Here is a 15,220-nt window from a genome sequence, read left to right as displayed (position 1 = left end):
CCTAGATTTCGCAGTTGAACCTCAATAAAATTGTCAATAGAAGTTGAAAAGGTGCGCCAGATCAAGGAAAATGGAAGTTATCGAGACCACCATAGACCCTTGAGAGGAGCACCCATAAGGTGAATATTAAACGAAATGTATCCACAAGTAAAGAGATGAATGTAGAGTTTTCGCTTCCCAATGCCACAACATTTGGCGGGGCACTCCCCGTGTTAACCTATATGAAAAAATTGAAGATTGAGAATCACTTTGCCGATGCGCTTACGTTTTCAAAGGGACCCACGGCTACGTATACGTTGCCTCAAATATGCCTGACCCAAGTTGCAGGAAGACTGCTTGGAAAGGAACGCATTTGTCACTTCGAAGAGATGGAGAAGGATACGTTTTTGGCTAGAGAACTAGGTCTTGCGGGCGGCAAATTACCCGACACGACGATCTTATACAGAGACTTGGATCGTTTCGACTCTGATGAAAAAATTCAGATGCTTAAGCTTGTCAATGATCAGGTGAACTTGCGACAACTGAAGAATCAAAAGACGGTTATTCTGGATTTCGATTCTTCCGTAGAGACGCTCTATGGTCACCAAGAAAAAGCCGCTGTAGGTTACAATCCAAGAGATCATGGGAAAGCAAGTTTGCACCCGCTGCTCTGCTTCGACGGTGTCAGCCATAACGCCTTGAACTTTGAATTACGTGCCGGTAATGCCTACACGTCAGATGGCACACCCGAAATGCTGGAAGATACTTTGAACCGTCTGCCTGACAACATCGAAACCCTTTATTGCCGTGGAGACAAGGGATTTGGCAGCGAGGAGATGTATGCGGCATCTGAAGGGAAGATGATCGGCTATGTCATCAAGATGAAACGTAGCAATCCCTTGTTCAAACTGGCGCTCAGCAGACCATGGTGCCGATTTTATGAGGGAACTCACATTATCGAATACACGGAGTTTGAGTACCAAGCGAACGGTTGGAGCATTCCCCGCCGCATTCATCATTGCTGTTCGTACCAAAGAAGTCGTGGACGAGGATCAAATGGCCCTTTTTCCAGAGTATGGCTGGGAATACGAATGGATCGTCACCAACCTTCTCTGGGAGGGAGAAGATATATGGCGTTTCTACAACCATCATTGCGGGATGGAAAACTACATCAAGGAAGCGAAGAACGGCTTTGCCTTAGACGCCATCACCAATGACGGTTTTTACCCAAATGCTGCTGATGCCATGTTGAAACTCATTGCTTACAACGTATACCAAGGATTTAAAAGCGAGGTTGCGCCAGACGCAGCAAAGTGTTACACAGTCTCTCGCATGAGAAGGGTCTTTTGGATCATACCAGCGATACTTGTTTCGCATGCAAGACAATGGACGCTTAAGCTGTGGGATGGCTTTGCAAAGAATGCGTTGTGGATAACCATGCTACAACGATCCCGTCACATCACCTGACGACAAACGACAACTGGAAACGAAGTTGTAACCCCTTGCTGGGAGGGGAAGCTATACCCTTTATAGGTTCATAACCCAAATTCATAATCCAAATTTGCATGCTTTTGGCATTTTCCTTGTGGATAATGTTATGCACATCCTAAGTTATTCACAGTGCGAAATCTAGGTTTAATATGCACAATTTCTTCGTCTGAAAGCTCAAGCACATTTTTACTCCAAACGCTTCGTAAATCGAGATCTCGGATCCCTTCGCTGGCCAGAACATCCAGTTGTGTCTCCAAATCATCAGCAATCTCGTCTCCATAACCGGATAACGTGATAATGTTATCACCTCTTCTTTTAATGGCTTCATGAATCAACTGCGCAAGTCGACAAGTATCGGATTGTTTCGATATTTCTATTTTTATGATTCATATATGCAATTATGATTCGCTTCGCCATAATGAAGGAAGAGCGTGTTATCTACAACGTGCATTTGTAAACGGATACTAAGCACTTAAGGATTGTTTTAAGAAGTAGACTGTTCGCTCTTTAATTTAGTGATACCGGACTTTTTTTGATTCGGCCTCACTGCGCGTTTCTGTACAGCACTTAGTTTGCTTTTTCATCATTAACCATTTCATACCAATTCCTCTTTTATGTTTCCATAAATTAACATAATCTAGTTTTTAAGATAGTAAAACTTGGCTTTCTATAACAGCATATTAGTATTCACGTTAACATATTAACGAAAATTTTTTCTCTGGCAAAAGTTTGCTTTAAAACTAGTAAATAATATTTCCATCGATATTTTTGTCAGTCCAAAATAAAGAAGAAGGAGTCGCAACTGAACTCCTTCTTCTTTATTTTCCGTCATTAAATTCTTTTTCCCGAGCTGCTTACAGAAGTGTGATAAAATAAAAACAGGCGTTCGCTCTTTGAACTAAAACATGTGATTAGGTAATCTCACATTCAGTTATTACGCCCATTGTAAACATCATCCCAAGGATTATAAACAGACGCCTGGCAACCTCGATATCTTGAACATTTCGGGTTACCACTATTAGATTACATGCAATCGCCGTAGCGGCAATCAATCCATCCATCACAGGGAGCTTCGTCCCGTTCTTTTCTGAAATTCCTTGGACCCTTCCCCATGTTATAATAACATTTAAGTCGATCGGCAGAATACGGCCTTCAAAACGTTTGGTCAGATCTTGATCTACCATGTCGGCTGCTCCCTCGATAGGCTTCAACCTTAGGATCTTTCCACCAGTTGCCTGTCAGCTACGAGGCGACTTGGCTCTTACCTCGATTGAACTCTCATCAAAGTTACCGGGTGGATTTGAACCACCTAGATTATGCGACTGTGAGGCGCACGAAAAAACCGCCTACGTATGGTAATATCCAGTAGGCATTTAGGGCATTATGCAGATTATTTTCGACTAAAATCCCGATATTGGCTCGGCGTTACGCCTTCCTGCTTCTTGAAGATCCGGTTAAAATAGCTGGGCTGATATCCTGATTTCTCGGCGACATCGTTTATTTTCATATCCGTATCACGCAGCAGCTCCTTTGCTTTCTCAATTCGCAGCTCTGTTAAATAGTCTATGAAATTTTTGCCGGTTACCTGTTTAAACGCTTTGCTTAACGCAACCGTATTCATACCTGTATACATGGCGCAGCTGTCCAACGATATTTCATTCATATAGTTGTTCTGCAAATAAATCATCGCCGTTTCCACTGTCCTTTTCACTTGAACGTCGGATCGGGATTCCAGTTCTTGCATGAAGGAACCAACTACTTTATCTTGAATCCAGACAATGATTTTCTGCGGCTCTCCGAACTGCACTAATTGCTCGTACAAATTCACATTTTTAAAAATACGGTTCGGATCCATGCCTGAAAGCCGAATCGCATGCAGAATGCTGCCGAGCAATTGAAGCATCCCTTGATGAATGTCGATCATCTTGGCACCGCGTTCAAGCAGCTCTTCCAGGAAAGCCTGGATAAGCTGTTTCGATTCATCTTTCTGGCCGGTTCGAATCGATTGAAGAATCTCTCTTTCAAGCGCGAATGGATAATGAATTTCGTTATGTTCCTTATCGTAATCGTCTTGACATTCCAAGTCGATAATAAGGTTCCTGTTCTCGAAGCGGCGTTGGCTTGACGCCTGCATCGCTTCTTCGAAGCGTGAGGGCACATGAACGATAGACAAGGCGGGACTTCCGATCGTGATGGTTACGCTCATTTTGAGCACGTGATGAATCGCCTCAATCAGTTCCTGGCTAAAAGCTCTGATCGCTTCACGTTGTTCGGTTTCTTCCGGAACCATAATCAGCAGGCCGACTGATAAATCGTGGAAATTCAATACTTCCGCTTGCTCGAATCGTCCCGAAGCGAGCTCCTTCGTTATGTTGGCGGCTACGAAGGTGACGAGCCCTTCATCGTCCAACGAAAACCGCCCTTCCAAGTTCTCAAAGCCGCTCAATTGAATGTGCAGAACTTCATAATGATGACTGCCCACCGACCAGCCAAAATTGCGCATTCTTTCCTGAAGAGCTTGTTCGGAGTACGAATAGAGATATCCTTGAACGAGCTGCAGCAGGAATCCTTCTTTGAGGTGGGGAAGCTGCTGCTCCAGCTTGCTCTGGAGCATATGACTCTCTCTGGTTAAATGCAGCCATTCTTTCTCAATTAGCTTAAAATCGTCATTCTGTTCTTTCCCCAATGCGATTGCAGCCGAATTTCCAGTCAACAAGCTAACTAGACGGCTGATCGGTGAATAAATTCGCCGAGAAGCAAGCCAAGATAAGATAAAAGCAAGCAGCAGCATTGTAATGCTTAACATCAAAATCAATTGTGAAATAAAGACGACCGGCTTTGTTATAGCGCTGATCGGCGAAGCGGAGACGTACATCCACTCCGTTCCGATGCGCGTCATCGTACCGAAGGATACGGTATACGTCGTTTGGTTCAAGTCGAATAGAAATGAACCGGATTTGGCCTTTTTGGCAAGAACCGCTTTCTTAAGCGCTTCATCCAGCTGAGACTCCTGCTCCTTCCCCGAGCTGGACAGCAATTGAATGCCATTTTGCTGCATCAGGAACGTTCCGCCTTCTTCATAGGGGGTTAACGTTTTCAAGAGGTTGGCAACCTTCGCTGTATCGAGCTGGACCACGATGATGCCAAAAGGTTTTTGCTCCGTTTCAGGTATTTTAATCGTTAAAGTTAAGTTATCACTGGAAGATCCTGACTCGGGCGTTCGCTGCGACCAGAACACTTTCTTATCTTGCGCGAGCAATTGCCTGTAGCCTTCAATCTGGGCTGTATCCGACAACGACTCATATTCTGGATGAAAGCGCACGGGGGCGGACCCTTCCAAGAAAAGATCCGTTTGCTTAGCAAGAGGATTAGATCCCTTCATAATCGTCAACGTTCGTGTGATGTCGCGGCCAATCTCGAAATCGCGCGATAAATTGATACTCCCCAAGGAATAACTAAAATTTGGATCAAATGCCCAGTGTACAACCGACATCTCCAAGTAGGAGAATTGTTCGTCAATATTGGCCGCTCTCAGCTGTATTTGTTTATTGTGCATCTGAAGTAACTCATTCTCCAGACGATCCCCCGCCAGCCAATAAATCAAGCCCCCGGAGATAAGTCCTGGAATACTGGTTATGATCAGAATCAATATCCAGTTATTACGGAAACGCTTACTTCTGAACACAATACTCAATCCTCCTTCTACTTCATTTTAAACCTAGCATGGATAACTGCAACTGTAAACCTTTTCCCGCTTATACACAGCAAAAAAGATCAGCTAAGGGCATTGTAGCGTTGCTATACTTTCACTTTTTAGTTAATGCGTTGCCGGGCGCACAAAACAAGCCGCCTAAGGGGCAGCTTGTCATGATCTATTTCTTAAGGTTGAAGTAAATTGAAGGTGACCTGTGCGCTTTCCGCACGGGTTGTCATGCCTTGTGGAGCGAATGTTTGGTTATCTCTTCCGTGTATAAGCTCAAAGCTCGGCCGCTAATTGAACGGATGCTTTGGCCCTTGCAAAGCAGTATAGGACCGATCGCCTTGTAACGGATGAAGTAAATGGGGTCCCGCCAACATTTTAACGAAAATATACGCTAAGCCCTCAAATCCTGTCGGCTAGGCGTTTTTTCTTACTCTAAGGGCAACGAATGATTTTAAGTTTGGATTCTGGATATGTCTACCAATCATTCTTCTATCTATGATACAAATATACTGAGACATTAAAGTAAGGGATGGTGGCTTTGGTGGGTGTTGAAAGACGTGAAGGCGACAAAAACTGGGAAGTTTATGACGAGGAAATCGAATCAAAGTGTAATTGTGGACGTGGCAAAAAAATTGAACATTACAGAACCGCTTCCCACGAAAAGGTTCTTCGTATTGAGCGTGACCATATTCGAACTGAAATTCTTTGCAACACATGCACACCTGGATCTGTATGAAAAAATCGGAGCATTACTTCGCGATTGCAGGCGCAGCCCGGCATAGAAACAAGAACAGGTCACTTAATGGAAATATCCGCCCATTAAGTGACCTGCAGCTTATACATTACCCTTTGGAAAAACAACAGAAATTGATAGAAACAGTCAACTCATTCGTATTGGAAGAATTAAAGACATAAAAATATAACGGCTATTGGATGAATAAAATCCGATAGCCGTTATATTGATCCTCGCAAAAGATTGTATATCTATTATCCAAGCTATACTGCGCTGTCATCAGAAAATTTAACATTTTTACCATCTATTGAAACAGTTAAACCAGTGGATTTTGTCGTATCAGTAGTAATGGCGGTCTGGAAGTCGGTGAGTTGATAGGGAATGGTTTGGATGGGATAAGATTGATTTTTGAAGTAATGCTCACTGTTGCTTCTTCCACCGTTACCCAATATGCCACCTTCATTTGTTCCCCAAACCCAGAGAGTTCCGTCACTCTTAGCAGCAATGGTACAGTTGTTACCTGCACCGGCAGCAACTACATCATTCAGTACACGAACAGGAAAAAGGGAGTCTGTAGTCGTATCATTGCCCACAGCTCCATATTCATTGAATCCCCAAGTCCAAAGTGTGCCATCCTCCTTGATGGCAGCACCGGCACCTTGTTTCCCCGCGGATACAGCAACTGCATTGTCCATTATTTTTCTAGCTGAGGAACTGCCACCAATACTTCCCCATTTCCATAGTGTACCATCTGTCCTAATAACGAATGTGCAGAATTCACCTGCACTTACAATGGCCACATTATCCATTACTTTAATTGGAATATTACGATTAGTGGTAGTTCCGTCCTCCAGTTGTCCCCAATCATTTCTTCCCCAAGTCCAGAGGGTGCCATCCTCCTTGATGGCAGATGTACTACCACCTCCAGCACTAACAGAAACTACATGGTCTAAAACTTTAACTGGTGTGTTACGGTTTGTAGTAGTTCCGTCCCCCAAGCCGCCATACTTATTATTTCCCCAAGTCCAAAGGGTGTCGTCTGCCTTAATGGCAGCTGTAAGAGCACCCCCCATACTAACAATAGTGTATTCCCCTGAAGCCGCCATATCCCATGCTTTAACACTGGGAGCCATGGACAGAAACAGCACGATTGATAAAACCAAGGCTGGGAGCCGCTTATGTAACATCTATCATATCTGTACTTCCTCTCTTATTTTCTATGTAATTCCAACATATTGCTTATAGTCATCCACTAAGCTCTCCATACGAGCCACAGACCTCTGACGAAATGTCCAGACATGTTCAAGCTCATACTCAAGGTCGCGCAGCCACTGGATATTTTTCTCGTGGTCTTTTGCTGTGTATATCTTTTCATCAGAATAAAGTTGTTCCAAATGAGTTGCCCGCTCAAATTCAATCATACCGCCACCAAGATCTGCAGCCTGTCTCGCCCAATCATCGTAGTTCTTCACGCGCCAAGGATAGTAATCATAGCGCATCAATGGTGTTTGCTTCAAGTCCACCCCCCCTTTTTTGCTTTTTTGCGTAAGCCATGGTTTAAGGTTCGTGTTTCCAATACATCATAGTTTTAGTGAATATATTACTAAAGTCAATAGTAAATATCTTTACTCCTTATTTGTAAATGCCTCCGCGCGAATCGATAGCCCGTATGTAAATTACTTTCTCGTCATGATTGATTTCGAAAAGAACTCGTAAAGAGCCGACCCGCAGCCGGTACAAACCGACATAGCCTTTCATTGGTTTAATGTCTCCAGTTGGAGGAATGACGAGTAGACCTTTCAAACCTTGTGCAATTCGTTCCTGAATCTGCTTCTCTTGCTTGACGATAAATTTTACCGCATCTTTATGGTAAGTCAACTTGTAGCCCAAACTCACGCTTGGCTGCCTCCCCCGACACATATCCGGCATCGCTTTTTAACTGGCGAAGTTCTTCTTCCGTCAAAGGCTCGTCATCGGGTTCTTGCCGGTCTATCTCTTCCCAGCTCAGCGGCTTTCTTTCTGAACGTTCGATCAAATATTGAAGAAAGTCAAAAGCTGTTTGTTGATCGGGTTCTTGGAGCCGTTCAATCAGGCTATGCAAATCGTCTTTACGTACTACCATGAAGGAATGACCTCCCAATTTTCGAATGACCGCTAATTTAGATTAGCGGTCATTCGGTGTTTTCAAAGCATACACTTGATGTCCGCTAATGTTTCGGTTAAGATAAGAATACCATGTCCGCTAATGTAAGTCAAGATTTGGAGGCTTTGCTAATGAGAGAGACACCGGGGATTTCGGAACAGGGCGAGCAGGCGATTCAGGACTTCATTCATGCTCTCACCACCCACGAAGATTTGAATCCCAAAACACTAAAAGAATATGCAAGCGATCTAAAACATTTTATCGGCTGGTTTGAAACGGCCAATCACCAAGAGGAAGAGGTTGTATTTCGAATTGAAGATGTGGCGACTCCAACATTAACACGATATCGGGAAGCCGCTCAAAAAGTAATGGAATTGAAACCGGCGACCATTAATCGACGCCTTATAACCCTGAAACGTTTTTTCGAGTGGGCCGTGTCGGATTCCAGGATTCGCCGCGACCCTTCGAAGCCGGTTAAATTGGTTCCAGAAGAAAAAGTAAGTCCCAGGCAGATGACAGACAAAGAAGAAGCTGCATTGATCGCTGCGGCTGAGCACGGCGCTTCTCTTCGGGATCAGACGATTCTTATCGTGATGTTTCACACCGGCTTACGAACAATGGAAGTATGCGATCTGGCTCCCGGAGATATTCAAATCGGTAAACGTAGCGGCCAGCTTACGGTTCGATCCGGAAAACGGAATAAACAGCGGGAAGTACCTTTGAACGCTACATGCAGATCTGCTTTAGAAAAATATCTGGCAATCTTTCCTTCGGATAGTTCGTATCTGTTTCCATCGGAGAAAACTGGCGATCGATTAACCGAACGAGCTTTACGCCATGTGATTCAAAAATACATGAAATCGGCGCGACTCGAAGGATTGAGCGCCCACGATCTACGACACCGGTTCGGGTACGTGATGGCAGAAAACACTCCGTTGCACCGCTTGGCACAAATTATGGGACACGATAGTCTGGACACAACGATGATTTACGTCAAGGCGACTCGTGCGGATCTGCAATCGGAAGTAGAAAAAATAGCTTGGCAATAAGGGGATGAGAACGATGTACGCGAGAGTAAGGGAACTGCTAACTCCTGAGGAACGGATGCAATATTTGCAAATACCGCCTGATCTCGGCGAATGTATTTAATTGGACATTTAGGCTTTGTAATCGCCCAATATCATTTTTAACCTTTGTTACACTGGATTGTAATTCCATTTTTTTACCGAATAGATCAAAGGAGTCATTCTCAACTTTAGGCTTTGTACTTGCAGAAAGTTGAAGAAGTTTTAGATCCCATTCTGATGAAAATGTTTTGACACTTGTATTTAAATTAACGGGTTCTTTATCTGAAAATGATTTTAATTGCTCCAGCATCGCATTTTTATATGATTCCCACTTTTCTTTATCAGCCTGATAGTTAACTAAAGATTCATCGCTTTGTTTCACCGCTATTGTAGGTGTCGAGACTGGCTTTACAGGTTCTTTAGTTGGTTGATCTAAGTTAGTTACTACTTTGGAGGGCACTTGATTGACAGACACCGTAGGGGGAGTCTGAGTGCCTACAGGTTTAGGTGATGGTGTCGCTATTGGTGTTTGTGTCGGTGTTTGTGATTGAATCGGGCTTGCTGGCTGCGTTTGAGTTGGAGATAAGGAAGAATCGTACGGCTTTAAAGAAGCAATTGGAGTTATTTCCTTATCACTAGCAGTTTGATGTACAGTCCCCAAAACTTCAACACTACCGGCACCTATTAAACAACATACACCAATAATATACATTGAAAGTTGGACTGATCTAAGCATTTTCTGCCACCTTTCTTCTCTCTACAATCGCTGAATCGATAGCATCAATGAGATTATTTTGTGTTTCTAAATCGATGGATGATGATTGTTCATTGATAATGTGTAAAAGAGCCGGCTCTTTACAGACAAAAATAGAAGGATTAACGGGTGAACCGATGATTTGTGCTGTTTCATGTGCAATACAAAGAATATTCGTTATATTCACATCCATGAGTTGGTTGGCATTCAATATCTTTTTTAATAACAGTTCGTGAAGAATGATTTGTCCGGTCGGGTCTTTTAATATTTTTTTATCATGACGATTACCATACCTATCGGTTTTGACTTGCTCGATTCCGTTTGGGGTAAATGTTAGCTCCCCAGAATATACTTTTGTTTCTATATGAATTAGTCCACTCGGGCCAACGACGAGATGATCAAATTCATGTTCTGTTCCGTGATGGTGTAAATATATGCCATTCCAAACCTTATATATGTTGGTATCGAGATGGTCCAATAAAAATTGGACTGATTTTTCACCTTTATCGCCAGCGGCTTTCATCGCTCGTGTTTTTTCTAGCTTTTCAAGTCTTTCTAATTCTTTTTTCTTACTTATTGCTTTTTGTTTTATCACTCGTATTTGTTGCATTAGTAATGGCAACTTATTCGCAATGACAAGTAAAATAATACCTAATGCACCAAGGGAAATTGAGAAAATATGATAATTTAGCATAAAGGAGACCTCTTACTTTCATTCTTATTTGACCATCGAAGATGGAGTTATTACGAATCAATCAAACAAACGGATTTGTTCAATGATTTGCGACGAAATCCGGTGTTCCCTACTACTGCTTACGAACGGAGTTTCAGGAACTTCTTCTTCAATAGTCACTGCTTGATCTTGATTACGATTTAATGGGAGCAACTTGATGGTTAGACATATCTTACACAAATATGATTCACCTCTTCTAATTGAAAGTGCAATGTTTACACGTTCCTCAAGGGGTAATTTGGTTTTCTGTGCACAAGCACCACATATTATGTCTTGCAGGAGTATCACCTCTTTCATTATTCAGCTGCTCAATCTAACGTCACTCTTATTACAGCGCTGGCCGCCCACCTAACCAGGTAACATCGCCAGTAGCTGCTTATCTACGTATTCGTAATATTGAACGAAGCACCATCGGAATACTAGCAAACATCCCTATTAAAAACGAACCTATGATACATATAGGAATTAAAACAGGTATAACTAGGCAGCCAATGATATTGCCGGTCTTCAAGGAATCAATGAACAATGAGCGAAGAATCCGCCAACCAACATAGAGAGATACTCCAACATAACCGACAAATAGAAGCACCCAATAATGGCCACTTTGTAGCTGATCTTTGAATCCTCCAGAACCAATTAAGATCAACCCAATAATAAAAGCAATAATGCAATTTTTTAAATATTTACGATCATCCATTATGTTTCTCCTCGATTTTAGTTACTTTTATTTTCGTTTAACATAAAGATAAATATGATTCTCCCCCAAAAAGGTTGAAATCAGCGTAAATTCCCCAAGAATGCCCACGGAAATGGTATAATTAAGTCAAATAGTACGGTTCTCGGGGGTTGGAAACATGTATAAACGTGGCAGAAAAGAACAGCAAATATCGATAGACGATCCATTCATGAATATACCTAAATCGATCGTAGAGAATCTTCGTAAAAGTTGGGCTGAGGATTTCTACAACGACATCTTTCTATCCATTGACGAAGATCGGTTTTCTACGCTCTACAGTTCCCAATATAGCCGCCCGAACAAACCTGTGAATATCCTGGTTAGCTTACTCATTCTCAAAGAGCTGCACAATCTGACCGATGATCAACTGATGGGATCATTGTACTTCGATTACCGTTATCAATATGCGCTTGGGATCAGCGACTTTGAAAAAGAGAGTATTTGCATCAACACGATCACGAACTTTAGGCAGCGCTTAGTTGAACATGAAAGCAAGACCCAGGAAGACTTATTAAAGCAAGAAACCGATGCTCTGTCTCAGAAGCTGGCTGAAGTCATTCATTTGGATAAAAGCATGGCCCGGATGGATTCCTTTATGTTCAGCAGCTCTTGCAAGAAGCTGAGCCGTCTTGAACTTGTGTACAAAGTCGTTCAAAACATGGTCAAAGGGCTTAACAAGTTAGATGCCGACTTCGTACCAGAAGGTTTTCAAGACTATCTGAAAGAAGAACACCTCAACCAAACGCTATATCATACAAAAAGCGCGGAAGCTGGATCCAAGCTGGACTTTCAAATTGAGCAAGCTGCAACGTTGTATCGTCATGCTGTACACATCCGGAGTGGCGCGAAATGAAAGAATTCCAGCATCTTTCTCGTTTACTCAATGAACAATGTATTGAAACCGAAGAAGGAATCGCGATCGCGATCGATGCCAAGCAGATTTCACCAGAGAGCTTGCAAAACCCCTCAGACCCAGACGCTACTTACCGTAATAAGGGTGGCAAAGGCCATGTTGGGTTGTCTGTTAATCTGGTTGAAGTCCGTGATCCCAAAAAGAATGTCGGTTTGATCCTTAGTCACGATGTGAAGCAGAATACGCACAGCGACGCTGCATTCGGTGAAGCATTTATTCAAGATGATCCCCTTGCGGCTCAGATCAAGATCCTGGCTGCCGATGGCGCTTATTACAGACAGACTAGCATAGAAGCAGCAAAGGAAAAACACATCGAACTGAATCTTTCTAGTATGACAGGTCGTAAAGCAGCGAAAGAAACCTTACCTGTTCAGCAATTCGAAAGAAATGAAAAGCAACTCATCGTCAAATGTCCAGCAGGTTACGAACCGATTCGTGCCACTTACGAAGCAAGTAAACAATTATATACAGCCAAATTTGACAAAAACAATTGTGCCGTTTGTCCACTTCGAGAACAATGCCCCATGAAAGAACAACAGAAATATAACAACGTTCGCTTCACAGAAACAAAACTTCAATCGGATTCGATACGTAGCAGTATGGGAACTGAAAGACACCGGGAACTCTCAAAATTCAGAGCTGGCGTCGAGGGCGTTGTGTCTGCACTAAGACGGGGATTCCAAATAGACGATCTCCCTGTCAGGGGACTTCTGCGCTCAAAAATCTGGATACATGCTAAAATTCTAGCCTACAACTTCAAATCAGCGACGAAGTACAAAGCAAGAACGGCATAATCTAATGTCACTTGCCTCACGGTTACAAAACGGCCAAAAGATTTCCACTTTTCACACTTTGAAGCGTTTAAAAGGTACTATGAGACTAATCTGAAGACCAACCTTTTTGGGGTCAAATCATATTATAAGTTTTCATTGGATAAAAGTTTGTCACATTATAGATGAGCGAAACGCTTATTTTGTCGACATTTAAGCAGCACAAAGAGATCGGAAGTACCCTCCCGACCCCAAGTGTCCTGTATCTACTAATGCTCACACAACTGGTGTACCGTTTTTAACAGGTTCATCCGGTTTTAAGAGAACCACATCACCTTCTTCTGGAACACCGCCAATGACCAACACCTCAGATTTAAAACCTGCGATGCGTCTAACAGGAAAATTCATGACGGCGATGACTTGTCGTCCAATAAGCTGTTCGCATTCATATCTTTGTGTAATCTGAGCAGAGGAACGTTTAATACCCATCTCTCCAAAATCGATTTCTAATTTTATTGCAGGTTTTCGAGCTTCCGGAAAAGGTTCTGCTTTAATTACAGTACCGACACGGATATCTAATTTCATAAAATCCTCAATTGTGACCACGATCGATGCCTCCATTTTTGATAATTAAGCTATCAACTACATTCACTGGGTCCCTCCACAAAATAAATCAAACATGACGGTATTTCTTCAAATCTCGTTTCCCGTTACAAAGAATTTAGTGCATTTACGATTCTATCTCTAGTTCCTCTTAAACGTTTTTCTGCGCCATTAGGGAATAGCGGTTCGCTCCAGGTGAATCCGTCACCTTTGTATCTTGGAATAATGTGCATATGATAGTGTGTTAAGTCGTTAAATACCCCGCCGTTCTGGCATATAGAAATGCCGTCTGGCTGAAATATTTGTTTTAATATCTTAGATATTTTCATTGAAGTATCCATTATGCAGTGCGCAGTACCAGTATCCATATCTTCGACGTCCCAAAAGTGTTGTTTGGGGAGTATTAGCGTATGACCTTCGTTAAACGGAGCGATATCAAGAACACAGGCTATCAACTCATTCTCGAAAATAATATTTACGTTTGGCTCCATCCCATTAGAAATTCGACACCCGAGGCAATCCATTCGTATCTCTCCTTTCTTAAAAGTTCAACCGTTTCCTTTCGTAAATTGTCTGACTACAATAATACCACATTATTCCAAATCAAAAAGCACGATACTGCCCTTTATCTGACCAAAAGGCTGCCATGAAAAAAAATTGGTCCAAAAAACAAAACTTCAGATTAATTCAGTTAACAATGCTGCGCTGTAAATTAAAAAGGCAGCCATCTGCCGGCTGCCTTTTCATATGGTTATTTGAGCCTAGTTAGAGTCCAATTTGGTATGCTTCAGCTCAGAAAGCTATAGCTGAAACGACTCCAATTTTACCCTTCCAGCACATCCGCTCCCAAATCGCCCGCAACCTCCGTCATTTTGGGGATCACTGCTTCATTGGTTCCGGATACGTAAATATCTCCCTGATAATGCCGGAATGGAATCTTTGTACCGCCGTAGCTCCACATAAAGAAATCTCCCTCAATAGACATGCTGGTAGTACCTGTCACCGTAAACACGGATGTATAGGAAAAGTCCGGTTTAGAGGTAAAATACTGTTTGCACTCTTCCAAAGATATTGTTTTCTCCGAATTGTCCTTTTCCTGAAGTGCTCTTGTAATCCGATAGCGTTGACCCATTTGAAACTCCTCCAATATAAAAATAACCCATGTGTAGAAACATGGGGGTTCTCAACCATCTGAGATTGTTACTTAAGCAAGCATTCTCTTATTTTTCAAGAAATCCAGTTGAAGGGTTCGTTATAAAAAAACCTTCTTCAGGCACATGAAAATATTGAATCCAAACCCCATCTAAAAGGTTTTCTCGTTTATCTAGTAAAATTTCAATGTCTTTGTCTGTTTCTACGATTTCATCATGTTCAGTAGGTGTATCCAGCTTCACATCATAATGAGCATGATCTCCATGATTCAGCGTAATAAATACACGAATCATCTTCCCTACAGCTTCTTCACTACTCAGCATATTTTTTAAAACCTTAGCGGCATTTCGATTGATTTTACATTTCATGTTGGATGACCCCTATTCATTTTTATACTGTAATACTATTAGTTACAGAATGTTTTGTCAAGATATCTGAATGAT

18 protein-coding genes and 1 pseudogene are annotated in these 15,220 nt (G+C 42.3%); 5 read left to right on the top strand and 14 right to left on the bottom strand.

Features of this window, described 5'->3' with window-relative positions; all coding sequences use genetic code 11:
• The first annotated feature begins 119 nt into the window (after positions 1-119).
• Entirely contained in the window at positions 120-1,196 is a 1,077-nt protein-coding gene (locus tag G519_RS45335) for a transposase (RefSeq protein ID WP_036633693.1), read from the top strand.
• Entirely contained in the window at positions 1,108-1,446 is a 339-nt protein-coding gene (locus tag G519_RS53750; protein ID WP_369073757.1) for a transposase, read from the top strand. Before G519_RS45335 ends, G519_RS53750 begins: the two co-directional genes overlap by 89 nt.
• Positions 1,447-2,381: 935 nt before the next feature.
• Here G519_RS53750 and G519_RS45325 read toward each other — a convergent pair.
• From G519_RS45325 to G519_RS0130665, 7 genes and pseudogenes are all read right to left on the bottom strand, one after another.
• Positions 2,382-2,654 (bottom strand): PIN domain-containing protein, encoded by a 273-nt coding sequence (locus tag G519_RS45325; RefSeq protein WP_051253835.1) that lies wholly within the window; start codon positions 2,652-2,654, stop codon positions 2,382-2,384.
• A gap of 206 nt (positions 2,655-2,860) precedes the next feature.
• A complete protein-coding gene (locus tag G519_RS0130690; protein ID WP_244280283.1) occupies positions 2,861-5,155 on the bottom strand; it encodes a helix-turn-helix domain-containing protein in 2,295 nt (764 codons plus the stop codon).
• Between the two features lie 194 nt (positions 5,156-5,349).
• A pseudogene (locus G519_RS53745) lies at positions 5,350-5,445 on the bottom strand (hypothetical protein); the annotation flags it as partial.
• A 724-nt stretch (positions 5,446-6,169) separates the two neighbouring features.
• Complete coding sequence (locus G519_RS45320; protein ID WP_051253834.1) at positions 6,170-7,093, bottom strand: RCC1 domain-containing protein; 924 nt, start codon at positions 7,091-7,093, stop codon at positions 6,170-6,172.
• Positions 7,094-7,123: 30 nt separating this feature from the next.
• The gene (locus tag G519_RS0130675; RefSeq protein ID WP_029197915.1) at positions 7,124-7,423 is read right to left on the bottom strand and encodes a hypothetical protein; all 300 of its coding nucleotides are present in this window, start codon (positions 7,421-7,423) and stop codon (positions 7,124-7,126) included.
• Positions 7,424-7,538: 115 nt separating this feature from the next.
• Positions 7,539-7,802, bottom strand: coding sequence for a type II toxin-antitoxin system RelE family toxin (locus tag G519_RS0130670; protein WP_029197914.1), 264 nt, complete (start codon positions 7,800-7,802; stop codon positions 7,539-7,541).
• A complete protein-coding gene (locus G519_RS0130665; protein WP_029197913.1) occupies positions 7,771-8,028 on the bottom strand; it encodes a hypothetical protein in 258 nt (85 codons plus the stop codon). The genes G519_RS0130670 and G519_RS0130665 overlap by 32 nt, the downstream gene beginning before the upstream one ends.
• A gap of 152 nt (positions 8,029-8,180) precedes the next feature.
• Here G519_RS0130665 and G519_RS0130660 point away from each other — a divergent pair, with 152 nt between their 5' ends.
• Complete coding sequence (locus tag G519_RS0130660; RefSeq protein ID WP_029197912.1) at positions 8,181-9,098, top strand: tyrosine-type recombinase/integrase; 918 nt, start codon at positions 8,181-8,183, stop codon at positions 9,096-9,098.
• Between the two features lie 37 nt (positions 9,099-9,135).
• Here the strand turns inward: G519_RS0130660 and G519_RS0130655 are convergent, their stop codons facing one another.
• From G519_RS0130655 to G519_RS0130640, 3 genes are all read right to left on the bottom strand, one after another.
• Complete coding sequence (locus tag G519_RS0130655; protein WP_029197911.1) at positions 9,136-9,852, bottom strand: hypothetical protein; 717 nt, start codon at positions 9,850-9,852, stop codon at positions 9,136-9,138.
• Complete coding sequence (locus tag G519_RS0130650; RefSeq protein ID WP_029197910.1) at positions 9,845-10,564, bottom strand: nuclease-related domain-containing protein; 720 nt, start codon at positions 10,562-10,564, stop codon at positions 9,845-9,847. The genes G519_RS0130655 and G519_RS0130650 overlap by 8 nt, the downstream gene beginning before the upstream one ends.
• A 415-nt stretch (positions 10,565-10,979) precedes the next feature.
• Positions 10,980-11,300: a hypothetical protein gene (locus G519_RS0130640; protein ID WP_029197908.1), complete on the bottom strand. Its 321-nt coding sequence runs from the start codon at positions 11,298-11,300 to the stop codon at positions 10,980-10,982.
• 157 nt (positions 11,301-11,457) lie between these two features.
• Between G519_RS0130640 and G519_RS48055 the strand changes: the two genes are divergently transcribed.
• The gene (locus tag G519_RS48055; protein WP_051253833.1) at positions 11,458-12,192 is read left to right on the top strand and encodes a transposase; all 735 of its coding nucleotides are present in this window, start codon (positions 11,458-11,460) and stop codon (positions 12,190-12,192) included.
• On the top strand, positions 12,189-13,046 hold the full coding sequence (locus G519_RS48050) for a transposase (RefSeq protein ID WP_051253832.1): 858 nt from the start codon (positions 12,189-12,191) through the stop codon (positions 13,044-13,046). Before G519_RS48055 ends, G519_RS48050 begins: the two co-directional genes overlap by 4 nt.
• A gap of 252 nt (positions 13,047-13,298) precedes the next feature.
• On the opposite strand, the gene csaA is transcribed toward G519_RS48050, so the two are convergent.
• The 4 genes from csaA to G519_RS0130615 all read right to left on the bottom strand — a co-directional run bounded on the left by csaA (position 13,299) and on the right by G519_RS0130615 (position 15,145).
• A complete protein-coding gene (gene csaA / locus G519_RS0130630) occupies positions 13,299-13,628 on the bottom strand; it encodes a chaperone CsaA (RefSeq protein WP_029197907.1) in 330 nt (109 codons plus the stop codon).
• A gap of 104 nt (positions 13,629-13,732) precedes the next feature.
• On the bottom strand, positions 13,733-14,149 hold the full coding sequence (locus G519_RS0130625) for an HIT family protein (RefSeq protein ID WP_029197906.1): 417 nt from the start codon (positions 14,147-14,149) through the stop codon (positions 13,733-13,735).
• A 299-nt stretch (positions 14,150-14,448) separates the two neighbouring features.
• Positions 14,449-14,757, bottom strand: a complete 309-nt coding sequence (locus G519_RS0130620; protein ID WP_029197905.1) for a hypothetical protein — start codon at positions 14,755-14,757, stop codon at positions 14,449-14,451.
• Between the two features lie 88 nt (positions 14,758-14,845).
• On the bottom strand, positions 14,846-15,145 hold the full coding sequence (locus tag G519_RS0130615; protein ID WP_029197904.1) for a heme biosynthesis protein HemY: 300 nt from the start codon (positions 15,143-15,145) through the stop codon (positions 14,846-14,848).
• Positions 15,146-15,220: the final 75 nt, after the last annotated feature.

Source organism: Paenibacillus alginolyticus DSM 5050 = NBRC 15375 (genome assembly GCF_000422905.1).
Lineage (GTDB): Bacteria > Bacillota > Bacilli > Paenibacillales > NBRC-103111 > Paenibacillus_E > Paenibacillus_E alginolyticus.
Note: the sequence above shows the minus strand (reverse complement) of the source record. Positions and strands in the feature narration are given on the sequence as shown.